The organism is Pseudomonas sp. S36 (genome assembly GCF_016647875.1).
Lineage (GTDB): Bacteria > Pseudomonadota > Gammaproteobacteria > Pseudomonadales > Pseudomonadaceae > Aquipseudomonas > Aquipseudomonas parafulva.
The window spans coordinates 28,032-45,207 of the sequence record NZ_JACVVG010000016.1 but is presented as its reverse complement, the minus strand read 5'-3'; the positions used below and the strand labels follow the sequence as shown (position 1 = coordinate 45,207).

Below are 17,176 nucleotides of genomic sequence, written 5' to 3'. Positions count from 1 at the left end.
ACCATGGTTTCAGGCAGTGGTCGCCGGGTCTTCAACTGACTGGTTGGGCTTGCTGCCTGAAATACGCCAGCTCACGTCGGTAACACCGTACCGTTCAGCCATTGGCCGGCTGACCTTGCGGATTTTCTCGCGCCCGAATTTCGGGATGATGCCAATGCCGGCATCACAGCTCGCCCAGTGCCACGCCTCTGCATTGTCCATGCGCTCCAGGCGGATGATGAAACTGCGCAGCTCCCCGTGAAGCTTGTAGTCGATGATGTACAGCTGGGGACTAGGCATCGCTCGACCCTCCTCTTTTCCATGGATGACCCAAGGATGGAGTCTTGGGGCGGGCCAAAAATTCCATCGGATGTGAAGCCTGGGCTGCACAGCGGCCCCGGCGCGCCAGGATGCCAAAAACTTGCGGGCCAACCATTGGCGTAAAATCAGAGCGCTCGCGAATCCCCAGGTGCAGTGCCTATAATGGCCGCCTTCCTGCCCGGCGATGCGTCGATGGGCTGTCTGTCAGGTCTGTACAAGGCACCGCCATGAAGTCGACCGCTAACCAGCCCGCCGCGCCCCACCCGTCGAATCTCAGCCCCAGCCACCTGGACTTCCCCGTGGTCGGCATCGGCGCCTCGGCGGGTGGCATGGAGGCCATCTGCACCTTGTTCCGGCAAATGCCGGCTGACTCCGGCATGGCCTTTGTCATCGTGCTGCACCTGTCGCCCGACCATCAAAGCGTCGCCGACCGCATCATCCAGGAAACCACCAGCATGCCAGTGCGCCAGGTCACCGAGCCGGTGCCTATCGAGCGCAACCACGTCTACGTCATTTCGCCTGCCAATCGGCTCTCAACCAACGACGGTTACCTGCGTGTGGCACCGGCCAACCGGCGCCGCGGCGACCACGTGGCGATCGACCTGTTTTTCCGTGACCTGGCCGATGTGCACAAGGACCATGCGTTCTGCGTCGTGTTGTCCGGTACCGGCGCGGACGGCGCGGTGGGCCTTTCGCGTATCAAGGAGCAAGGCGGCGTGACCCTGGTGCAGAGCCCGGACGATGCGCAATACGACAGCATGCCCCGGGCCGCCATCGAGACCGGCCTGGTGGATGTGGTGCTGCCGGCTGCGGAACTGGCGCAGAAACTCATGGAGCTGTGGCAAAACGCCTGCCAGGTAAAGCTGCCTCGCATTGACGACGACACGCTGCCACCTGCCTTGGGTACTCGGGCAGGCGACCCGCAAGCCTCCGAGCCCCTGCTTGAGGAGATACTGCTGCAACTGCGCAGCGTCACCGGCCACGACTTCCAGCATTACAAACGCGCGACCGTGCTGCGCCGTATCGAACGGCGGCTGCACGTGACCGGTCAGCCCGACCTGGCCGCCTACCTGCATTACCTTGAAGAACACCAGGACGAGTCGGCAGCCCTGCTCGCTGACATGCTGATTGGCGTTACCAATTTCTTCCGCGACCGGGAAGCCTTCGAGGCCCTGGAGCGGCACGTGTTGCCACAGCTGGTCAGCGAACCGGACCCCAGCGAAGGTGCAGGCGAGATTCGCATCTGGTCTGCCGGCTGCTCCACCGGCGAAGAAGCGTACAGCCTGGCCATCCTTGCCTGCGAGCAACTTGCCGTGGAACAGCGCGCCAGCCAGGTGCAGGTGTTCGCCACCGACCTGGACGAACGGGCCATCGTCAATGCCCGCCAGGGGTCGTACCCGGAATCGATCGTGACCGACGTGCCGCCTTCCCGGCTACGCCAGTTCTTCGTCAGGGAAGACCAGCACTACCACGTGCGCAAGGAAATCCGCGAGAAGGTACTGTTTGCGCGGCACAACCTGCTGTCTGACCCACCGTTCTCGCAGTTGAACCTGATCGTCTGCCGCAACCTGCTCATCTACCTCGACCGGGAGATCCAGAAGGACATCCTGCGGATGTTCCATTTTGCCCTGCGCCCGGGCGGCTTCCTGTTTCTGGGCACATCCGAGTCCGCCGAGCTCGCCAGTGAGCTGTTTGCCGTGGTCGACAAACGCAACCGTATTTACCGCGCGCGCGAAGTCAACCATAGCAACCCGCGTTCCGGGCGCCAGTTGACAGGGGCCGACCTGCCCAACCTGCAGGTGCGTATTCCAGGCAAGGCAAAAGCAGCACGCAAGCCTGATTTCGCCGAAGTCCACCATCGGGCGTTGGCGCGATGCACCCCACCCAGCCTCATCATCGACGGCGAAGGCACCATCCTGCACCTGAGTGAAGGGGTTGGCCGCTACATGCAGCTAGGTGGCGGCGAGCTGAGCCGTAACCTGCTCAACCTGGTGTTGCCCAGCTTGCGCCTGGCCCTGCGCAGTTCGTTATTCCAGGCACGCCAGGGTAGCGAAGCCGTCACTTCCCGGCCGGTTGACCTGGGCGAAGGTGAACAGCGCTCCCAGGTGGAAATAACGGTTCAGCCCCACAAGGATGAGTTCAGCACCGGCGAGTACCTGCTGGTGGTGTTCGACGAGCGCGCGCCAGACCTGTCACTCCCGTTGCCGGGCGCCATCCGCCAAACCGACAGCATGGTGCTGAACAACCTTGAGCGCGAACTGCAGCGCACGCGCTTGCAATTGCAGGAAACCATTGAGCAGTCGGAAGTTTCCAGCGAAGAGCTGACCGCTTCCAACGAAGAGATGCAGGCGATCAACGAAGAGCTGCGCTCGGCCAGCGAAGAGCTGGAAACCAGCAAGGAAGAGCTGCAGTCCATCAACGAGGAACTGCTGACGGTCAATTACGAGCTGAAGAACAAGGTCGAGGAAACCGACAAGGTCAACGACTACCTCAGCAACCTGATCGCCAGTACCGATATCGCCACGGTGTTTGTCGACCGCAACCTGCACATCCGCTGGTTCACCCCCCGCGCCACCGACCTGTTCAACATGCTGCCGGTGGACACCGGCCGCTCCCTGCTCGACATCACCCACCGGCTGGACTACCCCGCCTTGGGGGATGATGCCCGGGCCGTGGTCAAAGGCGAGCACATCATCGAGCGGGAAATTGGCGGCAAGGACCAGCACTGGTACCTGGCGCGGTTGCTGCCCTACCGCTCCAGCGAAAAGAAGATCGACGGCGCGGTACTCACCTTCATCGACATCAGCAAGAGCCGCGCCGCCGAAGAACGCGTACGCCTGGGCGAAGAGCGCATGCGGGTGGTGGCCGAAAGCACCCATGAATTTGCCATCATTCTGTTGGACGAACAGGGCCTGATCACCGACTGGAACACCGGTGCCACGCTGATTTTCGGCCACAGCAAGGCCGAGGTGATGGGCCAGCACTACCAGCTCATCTTCACTGAAGAAGACTGCCAGCACGGTGTGCCCGAGCACGAACTGCACGCCGCCCGGGTGAATGGCCGGGGCCAGGACGAGCGTTGGCATGTGCGCAAGGACGGCAGCCGCTTCTTTTCCAGCGGTGAAATCTCACGCCTCAAGGGCAGCTCCCTGCGCGGCTTCGTCAAGATCGCCCGCGACCTCACCGGCCTCAAACGGCTGCACGACGAGCAGAGCAAGCAGTTGGCCGAATCGCAGAGCAACAGCCACCTGAAGGATGAGTTCTTCGCCATCATGTCGCACGAGCTCAAGCACCCGCTCAACCTCATCCAGCTCAACGCCGAGATCCTTCGGCGCTTGCCATCCGTGGTGCACATGGGCGCTGCGAGCAAGGCGGTGGCGACCATTCGTGATGCGGTCACCAGCCAGGCACGCATCATTGATGACCTGCTGGATGTGGCGCGCATTCGCACCGGCAAACTCAAGCTCAAGACCGAGCCCGTGGATGTGTCGGCCATCGTGCAAGGCATCCACGCCGTGGTGGTGAGTGAGCAGCCGGCCTCGGGCGTGCTGCTGGAGCTGCCAGCCGACGGTTTGCCGCTGTATATCGATGGCGACAACACCCGCCTGGAACAGGTGATCTGGAACCTGTTGAACAACGCCATCAAGTTCAGCCCGCCCGGCAGCCCGATCCGCTTGGCGCTGAGCCACGACGAGGCGAAGGTGTCGCTGCGCGTCATCGACCAGGGCATCGGCCTCACGCCAGACAGCCTGGAGCACATCTTCGACCTGTTCAGCCAGGCTGCTCCCCAAGGGGGGCACCCGGCCCGCGAGGGCCTGGGCATCGGGCTGTCGCTGGTGCGGCAACTGGTCGAAGCGCACGGCGGCACTGTGCATGCGCAGTCGGCTGGCATCGGCCAGGGGTGCACCTTTACCGTCACCCTGCCCTTGGCGCACGCCGGCCGGGCCACACCGGTGGCACCCAGCGCCCCCGACACCGATGGCCGGCTGAGCGGCATCCATGTGTTGCTGGTGGACGATTCGCCGGAGGTGCTGGATGTGATGCAGCAGTTGCTGGAAATGGAATGCGCCCGGGTAAGTGCCTTCAGTGACCCGCAACAGGCCCTGGCGGCCGCGCAAACGGGGCGTTACGACATCATCCTGTCCGATATCGGTATGCCGGTGATGGATGGCCATGCTCTGATTCGGGCACTCCGTGCGCTAGACCATCTAAAGCATGTGCCGGCGATTGCCCTGACAGGCTATGGGGCCAGCGCCGACCAGCACAAGTCTCGGCAATCCGGGTTCGACCGCCACCTGAACAAGCCGGTTGGCTACGACGACTTGGTAGAGGCTATCGAAAACCTGCACGGGTCTGTGCCTTACTGACCGTTCGTCGGGATTGACGTGCCCTCAAGACACCAATGTGTGTCTCCTGGTGACTAATTCCTCATAGGAATATGCGTCACCAGGAGCCTGCATGAAATCGACCAAAGCCCGCGCCACCATCATCTGCCGCCATGGCAAGCACGGCCACAAATGGCTGTGGGTGCGCAAGCACAAAGCGCCGTGGACGCTGCCCGGCGGCAAGGTCGAACCCGGTGAGACACCCGCCCAGGCGGCGGAGCGTGAGCTGCTCGAAGAAACTGGCCTGCAGGCCATGAACCTCACGCTGTTGATGCGCCACGAATCCACCGAACGGATGCATTACGTGTTCGAAGCGGAGTTTGACGACGCCCCTAAGCCCTGCGCCATGCACGAGATCGCTGACTTTCGCTTTGCCCATATCGACCATGTCGCGGCATTGAAAGGCGAGATAAAGGACCTTATCCGCTCCCTGCTCGCCTGTGACGCCTCCACCGCCGCCTCTGTCCGTTAGCAGGCTGCCACAACGCGGTTATCAGGCGTGAACACTCCATTGGCATACGCCAGCCTCGATCGGCATCTCGTCTATCCCGTGGATCAGACCACTGTCCAACGCTTCCTGCGGGCCGAGTATGCGCGGGGCCGCCATTAGGTAACGCGGCACGTCCAGTACTTCACTGCCGCCCTGGGTACGTTCCAAGACGATTTCTGCATACAGACGCAAGTCATAGTCCAGGCTCATGGCGTATTCGGCCATGCGCGCATGGTCGACCGAGCCGTGCAAGGTCCAGTGAAACGGGTGGAACAGGAACTTGCTGTGGGTACAGGCGGTACGGTGATCGCCCGCCAGAAACAGGATATTGCCCATCGACTCCACGGTACCCAGGTTATGGGTATGCACACTGACAGGCAGGCCCCGCAGGTAGTTGTACAGGGTAAACCCGTAGCTGCACTCACCGCCCATGGTCGCGATGTTCAGTTGCAGCACCTCTGCACCCTGGTTCAGGGCCTTGGTACAGGTATTGATGAGGTTGCCGCACGTCGACGAGTTGATGGGGCCGGTGAAATGGATGATGTGTCTGGCCATGCCTGTCTCCAGAAGGCTCGTTTGAGTGCGTGGTGCATTGCCTTCCTGCTGAACGGTGGAAGCGCAGTGGCCGGCAAAGTTCAATCCACCCGCCATGCGCCGCTGGGCATCAGTGGCTGAACCACCGGGTAGCTGCATCGGTCGCATGGATGAACGGGGCGACAAGCAGTAAGGAGGGACCGTGAGCGACGTGCGCATTGGCATTTCAGGGTGGCGCTATGGCCCATGGCGCAAGGATTTCTACCCCCAGGGCTTGCGGCAGGACGATGAACTCGCCTTCGCCTCACGGGCGGTGAACACCATCGAGATAAACGGCTCGTTTTACAGCCTGCAAACACCTGAGCGGTATCTTGGCTGGGCCCAGGCCACGCCCGATGATTTCGTGTTTTCAGTCAAGGCGCCGCGCTATATCACCCATGTGCGCCGGTTGAAGGACATCAAGGAGCCGCTGGCCAACTTCTTTGCGTCAGGGCCGCTCATGTTGGGCGACAAGTTAGGCCCGTTCTTGTGGCAGTTCCCGCCCAACATGCAGTTCGATCAAGCCCGCTTCGCCGAGTTCTTCCAACTGTTGCCCCACGACCGGGCCGCGGCCCGGCGTTGTGTCAAGAACTGCAGTGAACGGCTCAAGGGCAACGGCGGTGCTGAGATCACCGGCAATACACCCTTGCGCCACGCGGTGGAGGTGCGCCACGACAGTTTCATGTGCGACGCCTTCGTCGACCTGCTGCGCGCCCACAACCTTGCCCTGGTGGTGGCCGATAGCGCAGGCAAGTGGCCCTATGCCGAGGACCTTACGGCTGACTTCGTGTACATGCGGTTGCATGGCGATGTGGAGCTGTACAGCAGCGGCTATACGGTTGCCGCCCTGCGCCGCTGGAAGCACCGCATCGAGCGATGGACCAAGGGCGACCAGGCGGACGACGCACGGCTGATCGTACCGGGCCCGCCGCCCCGCAAGGCATCGCGTGACGTGTACTGCTACTTCGATAACGATCAAAAGGTCCACGCCCCGTATGACGCACGGCGCCTGCTGGAAAAACTGCACCTGGACCACGACCTGATGACCGAACCCGGTACTGAACCTGAGGTAGAGCTTTGAATTCGACGCTATCTGCGCCCCACCCCGCCGCCGAGAGCCGCACAGCCGTGCATCGGCTGAATGTGCTCACGCTTAACGTGCACAAGGGTTTTACCTTTTTCAACCGGCGTTTCATCCTGCCGGAGCTGCGCGAGGCGGTAAGGGCCACCGGTGCAGACCTTGTTTTTCTCCAGGAGGTGCATGGCAGCCATGCGCAGCACGCGCTGCGCCACCCCGGCTGGCCGGCCTCCCCCCAGTACGAGTTTCTGGCCGACAGTATGTGGCCGCAGTTTGCCTACGGCCGCAATGCCGTGTACCCCCATGGCGATCACGGTAACGCGCTGCTGTCCAAGTTCCCGATCCTGCGCTCGCAGAACCTCGACGTGACCGTGCAAGGCACCGAGGAGCGCGGCCTGCTGCACTGCCAACTGCAGGTGCCCGGGCACGATGAGGTGCATGCCATTTGCGTGCACCTGGGTCTGCGGGAAGCCCACCGGCAGAGCCAGGTGAAACTGCTGCTGGCCTTGCTGGAGCGCTTGCCGGCCAAAGCCCCCGTGATCATCGCCGGCGATTTCAACGACTGGCGGCTGAAGGCTGACGCGGTGCTGTCGCAGTCGCTGGTAGAGGCGTTCGGTGAGCGCTTCGGTGCGCCGGCACGCACCTTTCCCGCGCGCCTGCCGCTGCTGCGGCTGGACCGCATCTACGTGCGCAACGGCATGCCGGCCAAGGCCCAGGTGCTGTCCAATTACCCGTGGTCGCACTTGTCCGACCACGCCCCTCTGGCTGCGGAGATCAGTGTGTGAAACGACCTTGGGTAGAGGGCAACAGCGTCGAACTGTTGATCAATGGCGAGGCGTACTACCCCCGGGTTTTCGAGGCCATGGCCCAGGCCCGGGAGGAGATCCTGCTGGAAACCTTCATCATCTACGACGACAAGGTGGGCCAGCAGCTGCAACGGGTGCTGGCGGATGCTGCCCGTCGGGGGGTGCGGGTCGAGGTGGTGGCTGACGGTTACGGCACGGCAGATTTGCCGGCCGATTTCATTGCGGCCATGACCGATGCCGGCGTGCGTTTCCACCTCTTCGACCCACAACCGCGCCTGGCAGGCATGCGGACCAACCTGTTCAGGCGGCTGCACCGCAAGATCGTGGTGATCGATGGCCAGCGCGCCTTCATTGGCGGGATCAACTACAGCGCCGATCACCTCGGTGATTTCGGGCCCATGGCCAAACAGGATTACGCCGTTGAAGTCACCGGGCCCGTGGTCGCACAGGTGCACGCGGTGAGCCGTCGGCTGATGTCCCCGGTGCTGGAACCGCCGAGTGACGTGCGCCCTGTTACCGCCCCCACTGGCGACATCACTGCCGTGCTGGTGGAACGTGACAACGGGCAACGCAGCACCGCCATAGAAGCGTATTACCTCGAAGCACTGCGCAACGCGCGTTCACGTATCGTGGTGGCCAACGCCTATTTCTTCCCGGGCTACCGGCTGCTGCGCGAACTGCGTAACGCCGCACGGCGGGGTGTAGAGGTCACGCTGATCATGCAGGGCGAGCCGGACATGCGCTGGGTACGTGCACTGTCGCGCTTGCTCTACAACTACCTGCTGCGCGATGGCGTGCGTATACACGAATATTGCCGCCGCCCCCTGCACGGCAAGGTGGCCTTGGTCGATGACCAGTGGGCTACGGTGGGCTCCAGCAACCTCGACCCCCTGAGCCTGTCGTTCAACCTGGAAGCCAACCTGTTCATCCGCGACCACGCCTTCAACCAGCAGCTGTACCAGCACTTGCAGTCCCTGGCCAGTGAGCAGTGCAAGCCTGTGACCCTGGAGCGCATGATCCGGGGCTACTGGTGGCGTGCACCGTTGATTTTCTTGTGCTTCCACGCAGTACGCCACTTCCCGCGCATTGCCGGCTGGTTTCCGGCCCACCGCAAGCGGCTGGAACCGCAGCAACCGGAAGTGGCGACCCAAGGCAACTTGAACGAGGGCAACACCTGATGGAGCGCAAGCGTTGGCAGACCTGGGCCAAGCGCCTATTCACCGTATTGTTCCTGATTCTGATCCCGGCACTGCTGTTCACTTTGGCGCGCAACCTGGACTGGAACGAGGTGCGCCAGTCGCTGATGGCCTACAAACCCGGCACCCTGGCGATCGGGCTGGTCATGGCGTTGTGCAGTTTCCTGATCTTCGCCAGCTACGACTTGCTGGCGCGTGCCTACACCGGCCACCGGCTGCCGGCCAGGCAAGTGTTGCCCATCGCGTTCGTGTGTTATGCGTTCAACCTCAACTTCACCACCTGGGTAGGCGGTGTTGCCCTGCGCTATCGCTTGTACGGGCGCCTGGGGCTGGACACCCCCACCATCACCCGCATCCTGACCTTGGGGCTGTTGACCAACTGGATGGGCTACATGTTGATCGCTGGCAGCGTGTTTGCCCTGCGTCTGGTAGAGCTGCCGTCCCACTGGGCAGTGGGCACGACCGGCCTGCAGATGATCGGCTTCCTGTTGCTGGCGGTGTCGTTAGGCTATGTACTGGCGTGCGGATTTGCGACCAAGCGTACCTGGCGCTGGCGCGAGCATGAACTCACCTTGCCCTCGCTGCGCCTGGCGGTTTGCCAGGTGGTGCTGGGCGCCAGCAACTGGGCAATGATGGCGCTGCTTATCTTCTGGCTGTTGCCAGACGAGGCCTTCTACCCGTCCATTCTGGGCATTCTGCTGATCAGTTGCGTGGCGGGAGTGGTGGCCCACATCCCTGCCGGGTTGGGTGTGCTGGAAACCGTGTTTCTTGGCCTGCTACAAGGGCAGATAGCCCAGGGCAGCCTGGTGGCAGCCCTGTTGGCTTACCGCACGCTGTACTACCTCATCCCCCTGGTATTGGCAGTGATCACTTACCTAGTGCTGGAGAAGCGTGCAAGGGCCATGCGTCAGCACGAGAAGCCTGCGCAGACATAAGCCATGGGGCAGATGGGGGGGGAGTGGCTAGCAGCTAACGACCCCGCTTTGAGCAGCGGGGTCGCGTGGCAGCCTATGCTCAGGGCGAGATGGGGTCGCTGGCGGGGAAGGTTTCATCGAGCGCGTTATCGACGCTGCTCTCTTTCTTCTGGGCTACCTGTCCGCAGGTGCAGCCCGGCATGCGGCATGGGTCGCCACTGCGGTGGCCGGTGGCGCAGGCTTCACAGCAGTAGGCCTTGCCATTCTGCGGCACGGCATTGACCGTGCAGGAACATTCAGTGCAGGCGCATCGTAATTCGCTCATTGTGGGCTCCGGTCATCTTCGTCAACTACATCATCGCTCCATGGCTCGCCGTCCAGCGGCGCGGAGCGGGCCAGTTCAGCTTCATCCAGGCCGATACCACCACCAATTTCGTCGGCATCCACCTCGGTAAGCTCCATATCTGCCGGGCCGCCATGGCCGGGTTCGTGCGGGTCGCGCGCGCCGGTTTCATCCAGCAGCGTGTCAGGGCTCAGGTCATCGTAGGTCACGTTGTCTTCGTGCAGGCTGTCGGTCAGGGCCTCGCCCCCGGTCATGCCGCTTTCGGCCACGCGCTCAGCGGGGAACTCCTGCTCGATGTCACCTGCAGGCCGTTCATCACCCACCCGCCCTCGCCGCTCGTCCAGGCGTTCACTGAAATCCAGTTCGTGCACGCTGCCCATGCGGTCTTCAATGTTGTCGATCTCAGTGGGTGTGTAGGGCTTGGGGTCGTTTGGCTTGGCCATGTGGCGTCTCCTTCAAGTGGCTCACTTGTGGTCGACTCTGCCCGGCGCAGGAAGATTCAGAGTTTTTCCGGGCTATCCGATTTATTGAACTCCCTGTTCCACGGTTGCCTCCCAACACCAAGACACTCATGGTGTGGAGCCAGTGATGGCAAGGTCCCTAGCGGAATATGCACGCAAGCGCGATTTTGATGCCACGCCGGAGCCCAGTGGCCAAGGGGGCAAGCGCAAGCGCGCCCATGCCTTGCAGTTCTGCATCCAGAAACATGATGCCAGCCACCTCCACTACGATTTCCGCCTGGAACTTGAAGGCACGCTGAAGAGCTGGGCCATACCCAAAGGCCCTTCCCTGGACCCGAAAGTACGAAGGCTGGCGGTGCACGTAGAAGATCATCCGCTCGAGTACGCCAGCTTTGAGGGGCATATCCCTGAAGGCCACTACGGTGGCGGTGATGTCATTGTGTGGGACAGAGGCGTATGGGAGCCCGAAGGCAACCCGGCCGAGGCTTATGCCAAAGGCAAGCTGCGCTTCCGCTTGCAGGGCGAAAAGCTGGGCGGCGTGTGGAACCTGTTTCGCACACGGATGGCGGGCAAGAAAGAGCAGTGGATGCTGGTCAAATCCAATGACAGCCAGGCCCGCCCCGAAAGCGAGTACGTCGTGGTGGATGAGCAGCCCGACAGTGTGCTCAGTGACCGCACCTTGATACCGAAAGCCAAATTGCCCAAAAAACCGAGAGCCAAGGCGGCTGCACGCAAGCCAACGGGCGCCGGGCTGCCGACAGCGCTTGAACCACAACTGGCAACCTTGGTTGAAACGGCGCCCCGTGGTGAATGGCGCTATGAGGTGAAGTTCGACGGCTACCGCATTCTCGCCCGTGTCGCCGGGGAGGATATCCGCCTTTTTACCCGTAACGGTCATGACTGGACCGCCAAGATGCCAGGCCAGGTCGCGGCGTTGCGTGCACTGGGGTTGGATTCAGCCTGGCTCGACGGCGAGATGGTGGTCAACGATGCCGAGGGGGTGGCCGATTTCCAGGCGCTGCAAAATGCGTTCGACACCGAGCAGGATGATGCCATTGTCTATTACGTCTTTGACCTGCTGTTCCTGGGCGGTGAAGACCTTCGTCCCCTGCCCTTGCAGCAACGTCGTGCCACCCTGCACCAGCTGCTACAACACAGTGCCGATGGGCGGCTGATGTATTCGGCAGATTTCGATCAGCCGGTTGATTCGTTGCTCCAGAGTGCCTGTCGCCTTGGGCTGGAAGGGCTTATCGGCAAACGCGCCGATAGCCCCTACCTGGGTAAGCGCAGCGCTGACTGGATCAAGCTCAAGTGCGGTCGCCGCCAAGAGTTTGTAGTGGTTGGCTACACAGACCCCAAAGGCAGCCGGAAAGGCTTCGGCGCCTTGCTCCTGGCCCTGCATGACGGTGAAAAGCATCAGCTGCGCTATGCCGGCAAGGTGGGCACCGGGTTCAGCGCAGCAACGCTGGCCAGCCTGCTTGCCCGCCTCGAACCGTTGCAGGTGGCTGAGCCTGCGCTGGCCCACCCACCGACTGGCGCAGAGGCGCGGGGCGTTCACTGGCTGCAACCAGTGTTACTGGCAGAAGTTACCTACGCGCAGATGACCCGTGACGGCATTGTTCGCCACGCGGTGTTCCATGGGCTGCGGCACGATAAACCCGCCCGCCACATAGACCTGGAGCAACCCATGTCCGGCAAAAGCACCGCCAGGCGCAAAGCCACTGAGCTACCGGAAGATCTGGGCAAACTGCGCCTGACCCACCCGGACCGGGTGATCGACGCCAGTACGGGCGTCACCAAGCGCGAAATTGCCCACTATTACGCTGCTGTCAGTGAGTGGATCATCCCGCAACTCAAGCACCGACCCGTGGCGTTGGTGCGTGCCCCCGATGGGCTTGAGGGTGAGCTGTTCTTTCAGAAGAACGCCGAGCAGTTGCACATCCCTCACCTGCGCAGCTACGACAAGGCCGAAGCGGGCCAGGCTGCCATGGTCATCAATCGGCCAGATTCCCTGTTGGGGGCCGTACAGATGAACATGCTTGAGCTGCACACCTGGAATGCAATCGATAGCAACTTCGACAAGCCGGACCGGTTCGTCCTGGACCTGGACCCTGACCCGGCCCTGCCCTGGAAAGCCATGCTCGAGGCTACCCAGCTGACCTTGACCCTGCTCGATGAACTAGGGCTCACCGTGTTCATCAAGACCAGCGGCGGCAAAGGCATTCATCTGGTGGTGCCGCTGACGCGCCGGGCGGGCTGGGAAGAGGTGAAAGCGTTCAGCCACGCCATTGTGACTTACCTAGCCCAGTTGTTCCCGGACCGGCTGACGTCAGTCTCAGGCCCAAAAAACCGGGTGGGCCGTATTTTCATTGACTACCTACGCAATGGCAAAGGTGCCACTACTGCCTGTGCCTATTCGCTGCGTGCCCGCGAAGGCCTGCCAGTATCCGTGCCTATCTGGCGGGAAGAACTGGCCCAGCTCAAGGCCGCCAATCAGTGGACCATCGCCAACCTCGCGCAGCGTCTAGCCGAGGTGGACGACCCTTGGGCAGCGCTGGGCAATACCCGGCAGTCCATTACCGCGCGCATGCGCCGACAATTGGGCCTGGAGCAATGATTGCCCAGTACCAAGCCAAGGAGGGACGCCAATGACCACCGCGCAGGACCTCGACCTGACCCACCTGGACCGCGTGCTGCGCCCCTTCGGCGAGCGCCCGCAACCGCTCAGCCTGGATACGCAATTGCCGCCGCTGCTCCAGGCTCTGCAAGCCAATCATCTGGATCAGTTGCCGCTGCCCGGCCAGGGCGACACGTTGCGGCGCTGGCAAGCCCTTGCCCGAGTGGCTGGGTGCGATCTGGCCTTGGCGAAGCTTTACGAGGGCCATACCGATGCTTTGGCGATCATGGCCGAATGTGGCGCCGCTCATTACGCTGCAAACGGAATCTGGGGCGTGTGGGCGGCCGAGCCCCCTGACGCTCGGGCCGTTATCGCTGCGCGGGATGGCAACCAGGTTTGCCTGGGCGGGCGCAAGGCCTGGTGCTCGGGTGCCTTACAGGTCGACCACGCGCTGATCACGGCGTGGGACGAAGAAATGCGTCCGCAATTGGTCGCCATCGAGCTACCACAGCCCGGCCAGGGCTTGAATAGCAAACGCTGGCAGGCGGTCGGCATGGCCACCACCGCCAGCGTTGAAATCGAGTTCGACGATACCCCGGGCGTGCTGGTCGGCCAGCCCGGCCAATACCTGTCACGGCCTGGCTTCTGGCACGGCGGCGGCGGTATCGCCGCCTGTTGGTACGGCGCCGCCGAGGCCTTGGCTGGCTACCTGCGCGAGCACTGCAGCAAGCCGCACCGTGACCCCCACGCCGATGCGCACCTGGGCGCAGTGGATGCTGCGTTGTACGGCGCCAAGGCAGCCCTGCGTGAATGCGCCGCCTGGATCGACCACCAGCCGCAAGCCGATGCCAGCCTGCAGGTGCGCCGTACCCGCGCGCAGGTCGAACAGGCGGTCGAACAGGTTATCAGCCACGTCGGCCGGGCCCTGGGGGCCACCCCGTTCTGCCGCAGCAGCCACTTCGCCCGGCTCAGCGCGGACCTGCCGGTGTTCATCCGCCAGAGCCACGCAGAGCGCGACCTGGCCGTACTGGGCCAACAACTCACACAGGTACCCGCTGGAGCATGGCAGTTATGAGCGAAAACCTGATCGAAGAAAGCCCTGGCACGCCGTGGTCTGCCTGGCAGCAATCCGCCCATCTGGCCCGCGCCACGTGGCTGGATGCCCACCAGCTGTGTCCACCTGGGCGGCGCCTGGTGCTGATCGCGCCGCACCCGGACGACGAGATTCTCATGGCCGGCGGCCTGCTGGCCGGGTTCAGGGGGCGAGAGGAGGACTTGGTGCTTGTCTCGGCCACCGATGGCGAAGGCAGCCACCCTGGGTCCAGCCACTGGACCGAGCATCGCTTGCGCCGCCAGCGGCCTCAGGAAAGCCGTCTGGCGCTGCAGCAACTTAACCTGGACCCCGGCCGCCTGGACTGGCGACGGCTCAATCTCAAAGATGGCCAGCTGCCCCGCGAAGAAGCGTTTCTGGTCAGCCACCTCACGCAGCTGCTACGGCCTGACGATTTGCTGATGGCCACCTGGCGGGGCGATGGGCACTGCGATCACGAAGCGGTCGGCCGGGCGGCGGCCCAGGCAGCCCTTGCCCGCAAGGTGCAACTGGCCGAGGTGCCCGTCTGGGCCTGGCATTGGGCCCAGCCCGATGACCCCCGCCTGCCGTGGCCACGGGCCCATCGCTTGCAATTGGATGAAGGCCAGGTGGGGCGCAAGCGCAAGGCAATCGCCGCGCACGCCAGCCAGTTTGAACCGGATGGCTGCAACCCACCGGTGCTGCGCCCAGACTTGCTGGACTGCCTGTTGCAACCCTTCGAACTGGTCTTCCTGTGAATGGAGCTGCCATGAGCATTGACGCCGAGTATTTCGCCGACCTGTATGCCACGAACGAGGACCCTTGGGCTTTTCGAACACGCTGGTACGAGAAGCGCAAGCGGGACCTGCTGATGGCCAGCCTGCCGCGGCAGTGCTACCAGCGCGTCTTCGAGCCGGCGTGCGCCAATGGCGAGCTCAGCGTCATGCTGGCCGAGCGCTGTGGAGCGCTGGTGTGCCAGGACCTCGACCCTACCGCCATCAGGCTCACCCTTGGCCGGCTCGCCGAGGCCCCCCACGTGCACGCAGAGGTGGCGCGTTTGCCAGCGGATTGGCCTGGGGGGCAGTTCGACCTGATCGTACTGAGCGAGGTGGGCTATTACCTGGACCCTGCAGACTGGTTGCAGGTTATCGAGCAGTCGGTCGCCAGCCTTACCTATGACGGCGGGCTGCTGACCTGCCACTGGAAGCACCCCATCGCAGGTTGCCCTCAAGATGGCCGCGAGGTACACCGCATGCTGGAAAAGCACCTTCCCCTCTATCCTCTGTTCTGCCACGAGGAAGCGGATTTCATCATGGCGTACTGGTCCGCCCAGCCAAGCGTGGTCGACCTCGACGAGACCTGCTTATGATCGGCATCGTCATCCCTGCCCACAATGAAGCCCGGCGCCTGGGCCGCTGCCTCAAGGCTGCGCTGCTGGCTGCCCGATATGCCGGGGATGCGGGGCACAGGGTTGAAATCGTTGTGGTGCTTGACCGCTGTACCGACAGCACCGCCGCGGTTGCGCTGCGCCATGGCATCGAAACTGTGGCGATTGAGGCCGGTAACGTGGGCGAAGCCCGGCGTACCGGCGCCGCCTGGATGCTGGACCGTGGCGCCACCTGGTTGGCCTGCACCGATGCCGACAGCCAGGTGCCGTTGCACTGGCTGGTATCGCAGCTGGGATGCGGCACGGAGGTGGTTTGTGGGACGGTGCATGTGCAGCGGTGGGAGCCATGGCAGAAGGCCGCGCTGCGCCGGCTGTATCACAGCCGTTACGACGACAAGGACGGGCACCGCCACATTCATGGTGCCAACCTGGGGGTGAGTGCGCATGCTTACGCACTGGTGGGTGGTTTCAAGGCGCTCGCAGCACATGAGGATGTGCAACTGGTCAGGGGGCTGGAGGCGTTAGGGGTTGCCATCAGCTGGAGCGGGCAGCACAGCGTGGCCACCAGCAGCCGCCGCGAGAGCCGCGCCCGGGAAGGGTTTGGCGACTATCTGACGGGGCTGCAGGAAACCCTCTGACGCGTTCACGACGCTTTGCGCGAACGCTTGGCCGGCTTTTTCTCGGGTGCGGTTTTCTTCTTTGTTGCCGCAGCTGCTTTCCCCCCGAGGCTGCGTTTTAGCAGTTCGGTAAGATCGATGATATCGGCGCTTTTCTCGGTGCCGCCTGCATCGCCCTTCTCGACCGTTTCGATCTTGCCCTTGCTGGCCTTTTCTTCCACCAGCTCCATGATCGTTTCCCTGAACGCATCATGATACTCATCGGGCGCCCAGCTCCCAGACATGTCCTTGACCAGCCGCTTGGCCATATCCAGTTCGCGCTTGTCTGGCTTCGCTTGCGTAACAGTGGTGTCCAGCTCCAGCGTATCCAGGCCACGCACCTCTTCAGGCCAGCGCAGGGTAATCATCACCAGGGCGTCCTCCAGCGGTCTGAGCAAGGCCAAATGCTGACGGGTATGCAACACCACGGTGGCCAGCGCCACCTTGCCGGTGCTTGCCAGTGTTTCGCGCAGTAGCGCATACACTTTGCCGCCCCGGCGGTCGGGGCTCAGGTAGTAAGGCGTGTCGAAGTGCTGCAGAGGGATTTCCCCGGCATCGACGAACGAGAAGATATCGATGGTCTGGGTGGCTTCCGGGCGGGCTTTGCGGATTTCGTCTTCGCTGATAACCACATAGCGGCCCTTTTCATACTCCACACCCTTGACCACGTGCTCTTTGTCGATGTCCTTGCCAGTCACCTTGTTGATGCGCTTGTAGCCCACCGGGTCCATGCTGCGCTTGTCGAGCCAGTCGAAATCGACTCGCTCAGTGCTTACCGCCGTGTTCAGCGCGACCGGTATATGCACCAGCCCGAAACTGATTGCGCCTTTCCAGATTGCCCTGGCCATTGAGCATGCCCCCTGAATGATTGACCGATAACTCAAGTGACTGCATTGGCCAG

16 protein-coding genes are annotated in these 17,176 nt (G+C 62.8%); 11 read left to right on the top strand and 5 right to left on the bottom strand.

What is annotated here, in order from left to right; genetic code table 11:
- Positions 1-9: 9 nt before the first annotated feature.
- Positions 10-279, bottom strand: coding sequence for a DUF6555 family protein (locus IAE36_RS11575; RefSeq protein WP_028634005.1), 270 nt, complete (start codon positions 277-279; stop codon positions 10-12).
- Between the two features lie 248 nt (positions 280-527).
- Here IAE36_RS11575 and IAE36_RS11570 point away from each other — a divergent pair, with 248 nt between their 5' ends.
- Both IAE36_RS11570 and IAE36_RS11565 read left to right on the top strand, forming a co-directional pair.
- A complete protein-coding gene (locus tag IAE36_RS11570) occupies positions 528-4,667 on the top strand; it encodes a CheR family methyltransferase (RefSeq protein WP_201212485.1) in 4,140 nt (1,379 codons plus the stop codon).
- Positions 4,668-4,758: 91 nt separating this feature from the next.
- Positions 4,759-5,157 carry an NUDIX hydrolase gene (locus IAE36_RS11565; RefSeq protein ID WP_028634007.1) on the top strand — a complete coding sequence of 133 codons (399 nt, stop codon included), beginning with the start codon at positions 4,759-4,761 and terminating at the stop codon, positions 5,155-5,157.
- Between the two features lie 21 nt (positions 5,158-5,178).
- Here IAE36_RS11565 and IAE36_RS11560 read toward each other — a convergent pair whose 3' ends face one another.
- A complete protein-coding gene (locus IAE36_RS11560) occupies positions 5,179-5,730 on the bottom strand; it encodes an ATP-dependent Clp protease proteolytic subunit (protein ID WP_201212483.1) in 552 nt (183 codons plus the stop codon).
- A 181-nt stretch (positions 5,731-5,911) separates the two neighbouring features.
- Here IAE36_RS11560 and IAE36_RS11555 point away from each other — a divergent pair, with 181 nt between their 5' ends.
- The 4 genes from IAE36_RS11555 to IAE36_RS11540 are packed head-to-tail and all read left to right on the top strand — an operon-like array spanning position 5,912 to position 9,763.
- A complete protein-coding gene (locus IAE36_RS11555) occupies positions 5,912-6,829 on the top strand; it encodes a DUF72 domain-containing protein (RefSeq protein ID WP_201212480.1) in 918 nt (305 codons plus the stop codon).
- The gene (locus IAE36_RS11550) at positions 6,826-7,611 is read left to right on the top strand and encodes an endonuclease/exonuclease/phosphatase family protein (protein ID WP_028634010.1); all 786 of its coding nucleotides are present in this window, start codon (positions 6,826-6,828) and stop codon (positions 7,609-7,611) included. The genes IAE36_RS11555 and IAE36_RS11550 overlap by 4 nt, the downstream gene beginning before the upstream one ends.
- Complete coding sequence (clsB, locus tag IAE36_RS11545) at positions 7,608-8,810, top strand: cardiolipin synthase ClsB (protein WP_028634011.1); 1,203 nt, start codon at positions 7,608-7,610, stop codon at positions 8,808-8,810. The genes IAE36_RS11550 and clsB overlap by 4 nt, the downstream gene beginning before the upstream one ends.
- On the top strand, positions 8,810-9,763 hold the full coding sequence (locus tag IAE36_RS11540; protein WP_201212478.1) for a lysylphosphatidylglycerol synthase domain-containing protein: 954 nt from the start codon (positions 8,810-8,812) through the stop codon (positions 9,761-9,763). Before clsB ends, IAE36_RS11540 begins: the two co-directional genes overlap by 1 nt.
- Before the next feature lie 79 nt (positions 9,764-9,842).
- Here the strand turns inward: IAE36_RS11540 and IAE36_RS11535 are convergent, their stop codons facing one another.
- Positions 9,843-10,067 carry a metallothionein gene (locus IAE36_RS11535; protein ID WP_028634013.1) on the bottom strand — a complete coding sequence of 75 codons (225 nt, stop codon included), beginning with the start codon at positions 10,065-10,067 and terminating at the stop codon, positions 9,843-9,845.
- A complete protein-coding gene (locus tag IAE36_RS11530) occupies positions 10,064-10,528 on the bottom strand; it encodes a hypothetical protein (protein WP_060483389.1) in 465 nt (154 codons plus the stop codon). The genes IAE36_RS11535 and IAE36_RS11530 overlap by 4 nt, the downstream gene beginning before the upstream one ends.
- Before the next feature lie 145 nt (positions 10,529-10,673).
- On the opposite strand from IAE36_RS11530, the gene ligD reads away from it, so the two are divergent.
- Genes ligD through IAE36_RS11505 form a run of 5 tightly spaced genes read left to right on the top strand, consistent with a single transcriptional unit; the run spans position 10,674 to position 16,257 of the window.
- Positions 10,674-13,163 (top strand): DNA ligase D, encoded by a 2,490-nt coding sequence (gene ligD, locus IAE36_RS11525; protein WP_201212476.1) that lies wholly within the window; start codon positions 10,674-10,676, stop codon positions 13,161-13,163.
- A gap of 31 nt (positions 13,164-13,194) precedes the next feature.
- The gene (locus IAE36_RS11520) at positions 13,195-14,238 is read left to right on the top strand and encodes an acyl-CoA dehydrogenase family protein (RefSeq protein WP_201212474.1); all 1,044 of its coding nucleotides are present in this window, start codon (positions 13,195-13,197) and stop codon (positions 14,236-14,238) included.
- Positions 14,235-14,990, top strand: coding sequence for a PIG-L deacetylase family protein (locus IAE36_RS11515; protein ID WP_028634017.1), 756 nt, complete (start codon positions 14,235-14,237; stop codon positions 14,988-14,990). The genes IAE36_RS11520 and IAE36_RS11515 overlap by 4 nt, the downstream gene beginning before the upstream one ends.
- 11 nt (positions 14,991-15,001) lie before the next feature.
- Entirely contained in the window at positions 15,002-15,601 is a 600-nt protein-coding gene (locus tag IAE36_RS11510) for a class I SAM-dependent methyltransferase (protein ID WP_028634018.1), read from the top strand.
- Complete coding sequence (locus tag IAE36_RS11505) at positions 15,598-16,257, top strand: glycosyltransferase (RefSeq protein WP_201212472.1); 660 nt, start codon at positions 15,598-15,600, stop codon at positions 16,255-16,257. Before IAE36_RS11510 ends, IAE36_RS11505 begins: the two co-directional genes overlap by 4 nt.
- A 5-nt stretch (positions 16,258-16,262) precedes the next feature.
- Here IAE36_RS11505 and ku read toward each other — a convergent pair whose 3' ends face one another.
- Positions 16,263-17,123: a non-homologous end joining protein Ku gene (gene ku, locus IAE36_RS11500; RefSeq protein WP_201212470.1), complete on the bottom strand. Its 861-nt coding sequence runs from the start codon at positions 17,121-17,123 to the stop codon at positions 16,263-16,265.
- Between the last annotated feature and the right edge of the window lie 53 nt (positions 17,124-17,176).

What these genes read in the sequence shown, in the direction of transcription:
- IAE36_RS11575 (WP_028634005.1), bottom strand. Translation starts at nt 279, where the DNA reads ATGCCTAGTCCCCAGCTGTACATCATCGACTACAAGCTTCACGGGGAG.
- IAE36_RS11570 (WP_201212485.1), top strand. Translation starts at nt 528, where the DNA reads ATGAAGTCGACCGCTAACCAGCCCGCCGCGCCCCACCCGTCGAATCTC.
- IAE36_RS11565 (WP_028634007.1), top strand. Translation starts at nt 4,759, where the DNA reads ATGAAATCGACCAAAGCCCGCGCCACCATCATCTGCCGCCATGGCAAG.
- IAE36_RS11560 (WP_201212483.1), bottom strand. Translation starts at nt 5,730, where the DNA reads ATGGCCAGACACATCATCCATTTCACCGGCCCCATCAACTCGTCGACG.
- IAE36_RS11540 (WP_201212478.1), top strand. Translation starts at nt 8,810, where the DNA reads ATGGAGCGCAAGCGTTGGCAGACCTGGGCCAAGCGCCTATTCACCGTA.
- IAE36_RS11535 (WP_028634013.1), bottom strand. Translation starts at nt 10,067, where the DNA reads ATGAGCGAATTACGATGCGCCTGCACTGAATGTTCCTGCACGGTCAAT.
- IAE36_RS11530 (WP_060483389.1), bottom strand. Translation starts at nt 10,528, where the DNA reads ATGGCCAAGCCAAACGACCCCAAGCCCTACACACCCACTGAGATCGAC.
- ligD (WP_201212476.1), top strand. Translation starts at nt 10,674, where the DNA reads ATGGCAAGGTCCCTAGCGGAATATGCACGCAAGCGCGATTTTGATGCC.
- IAE36_RS11520 (WP_201212474.1), top strand. Translation starts at nt 13,195, where the DNA reads ATGACCACCGCGCAGGACCTCGACCTGACCCACCTGGACCGCGTGCTG.
- IAE36_RS11515 (WP_028634017.1), top strand. Translation starts at nt 14,235, where the DNA reads ATGAGCGAAAACCTGATCGAAGAAAGCCCTGGCACGCCGTGGTCTGCC.
- IAE36_RS11510 (WP_028634018.1), top strand. Translation starts at nt 15,002, where the DNA reads ATGAGCATTGACGCCGAGTATTTCGCCGACCTGTATGCCACGAACGAG.
- IAE36_RS11505 (WP_201212472.1), top strand. Translation starts at nt 15,598, where the DNA reads ATGATCGGCATCGTCATCCCTGCCCACAATGAAGCCCGGCGCCTGGGC.
- ku (WP_201212470.1), bottom strand. Translation starts at nt 17,123, where the DNA reads ATGGCCAGGGCAATCTGGAAAGGCGCAATCAGTTTCGGGCTGGTGCAT.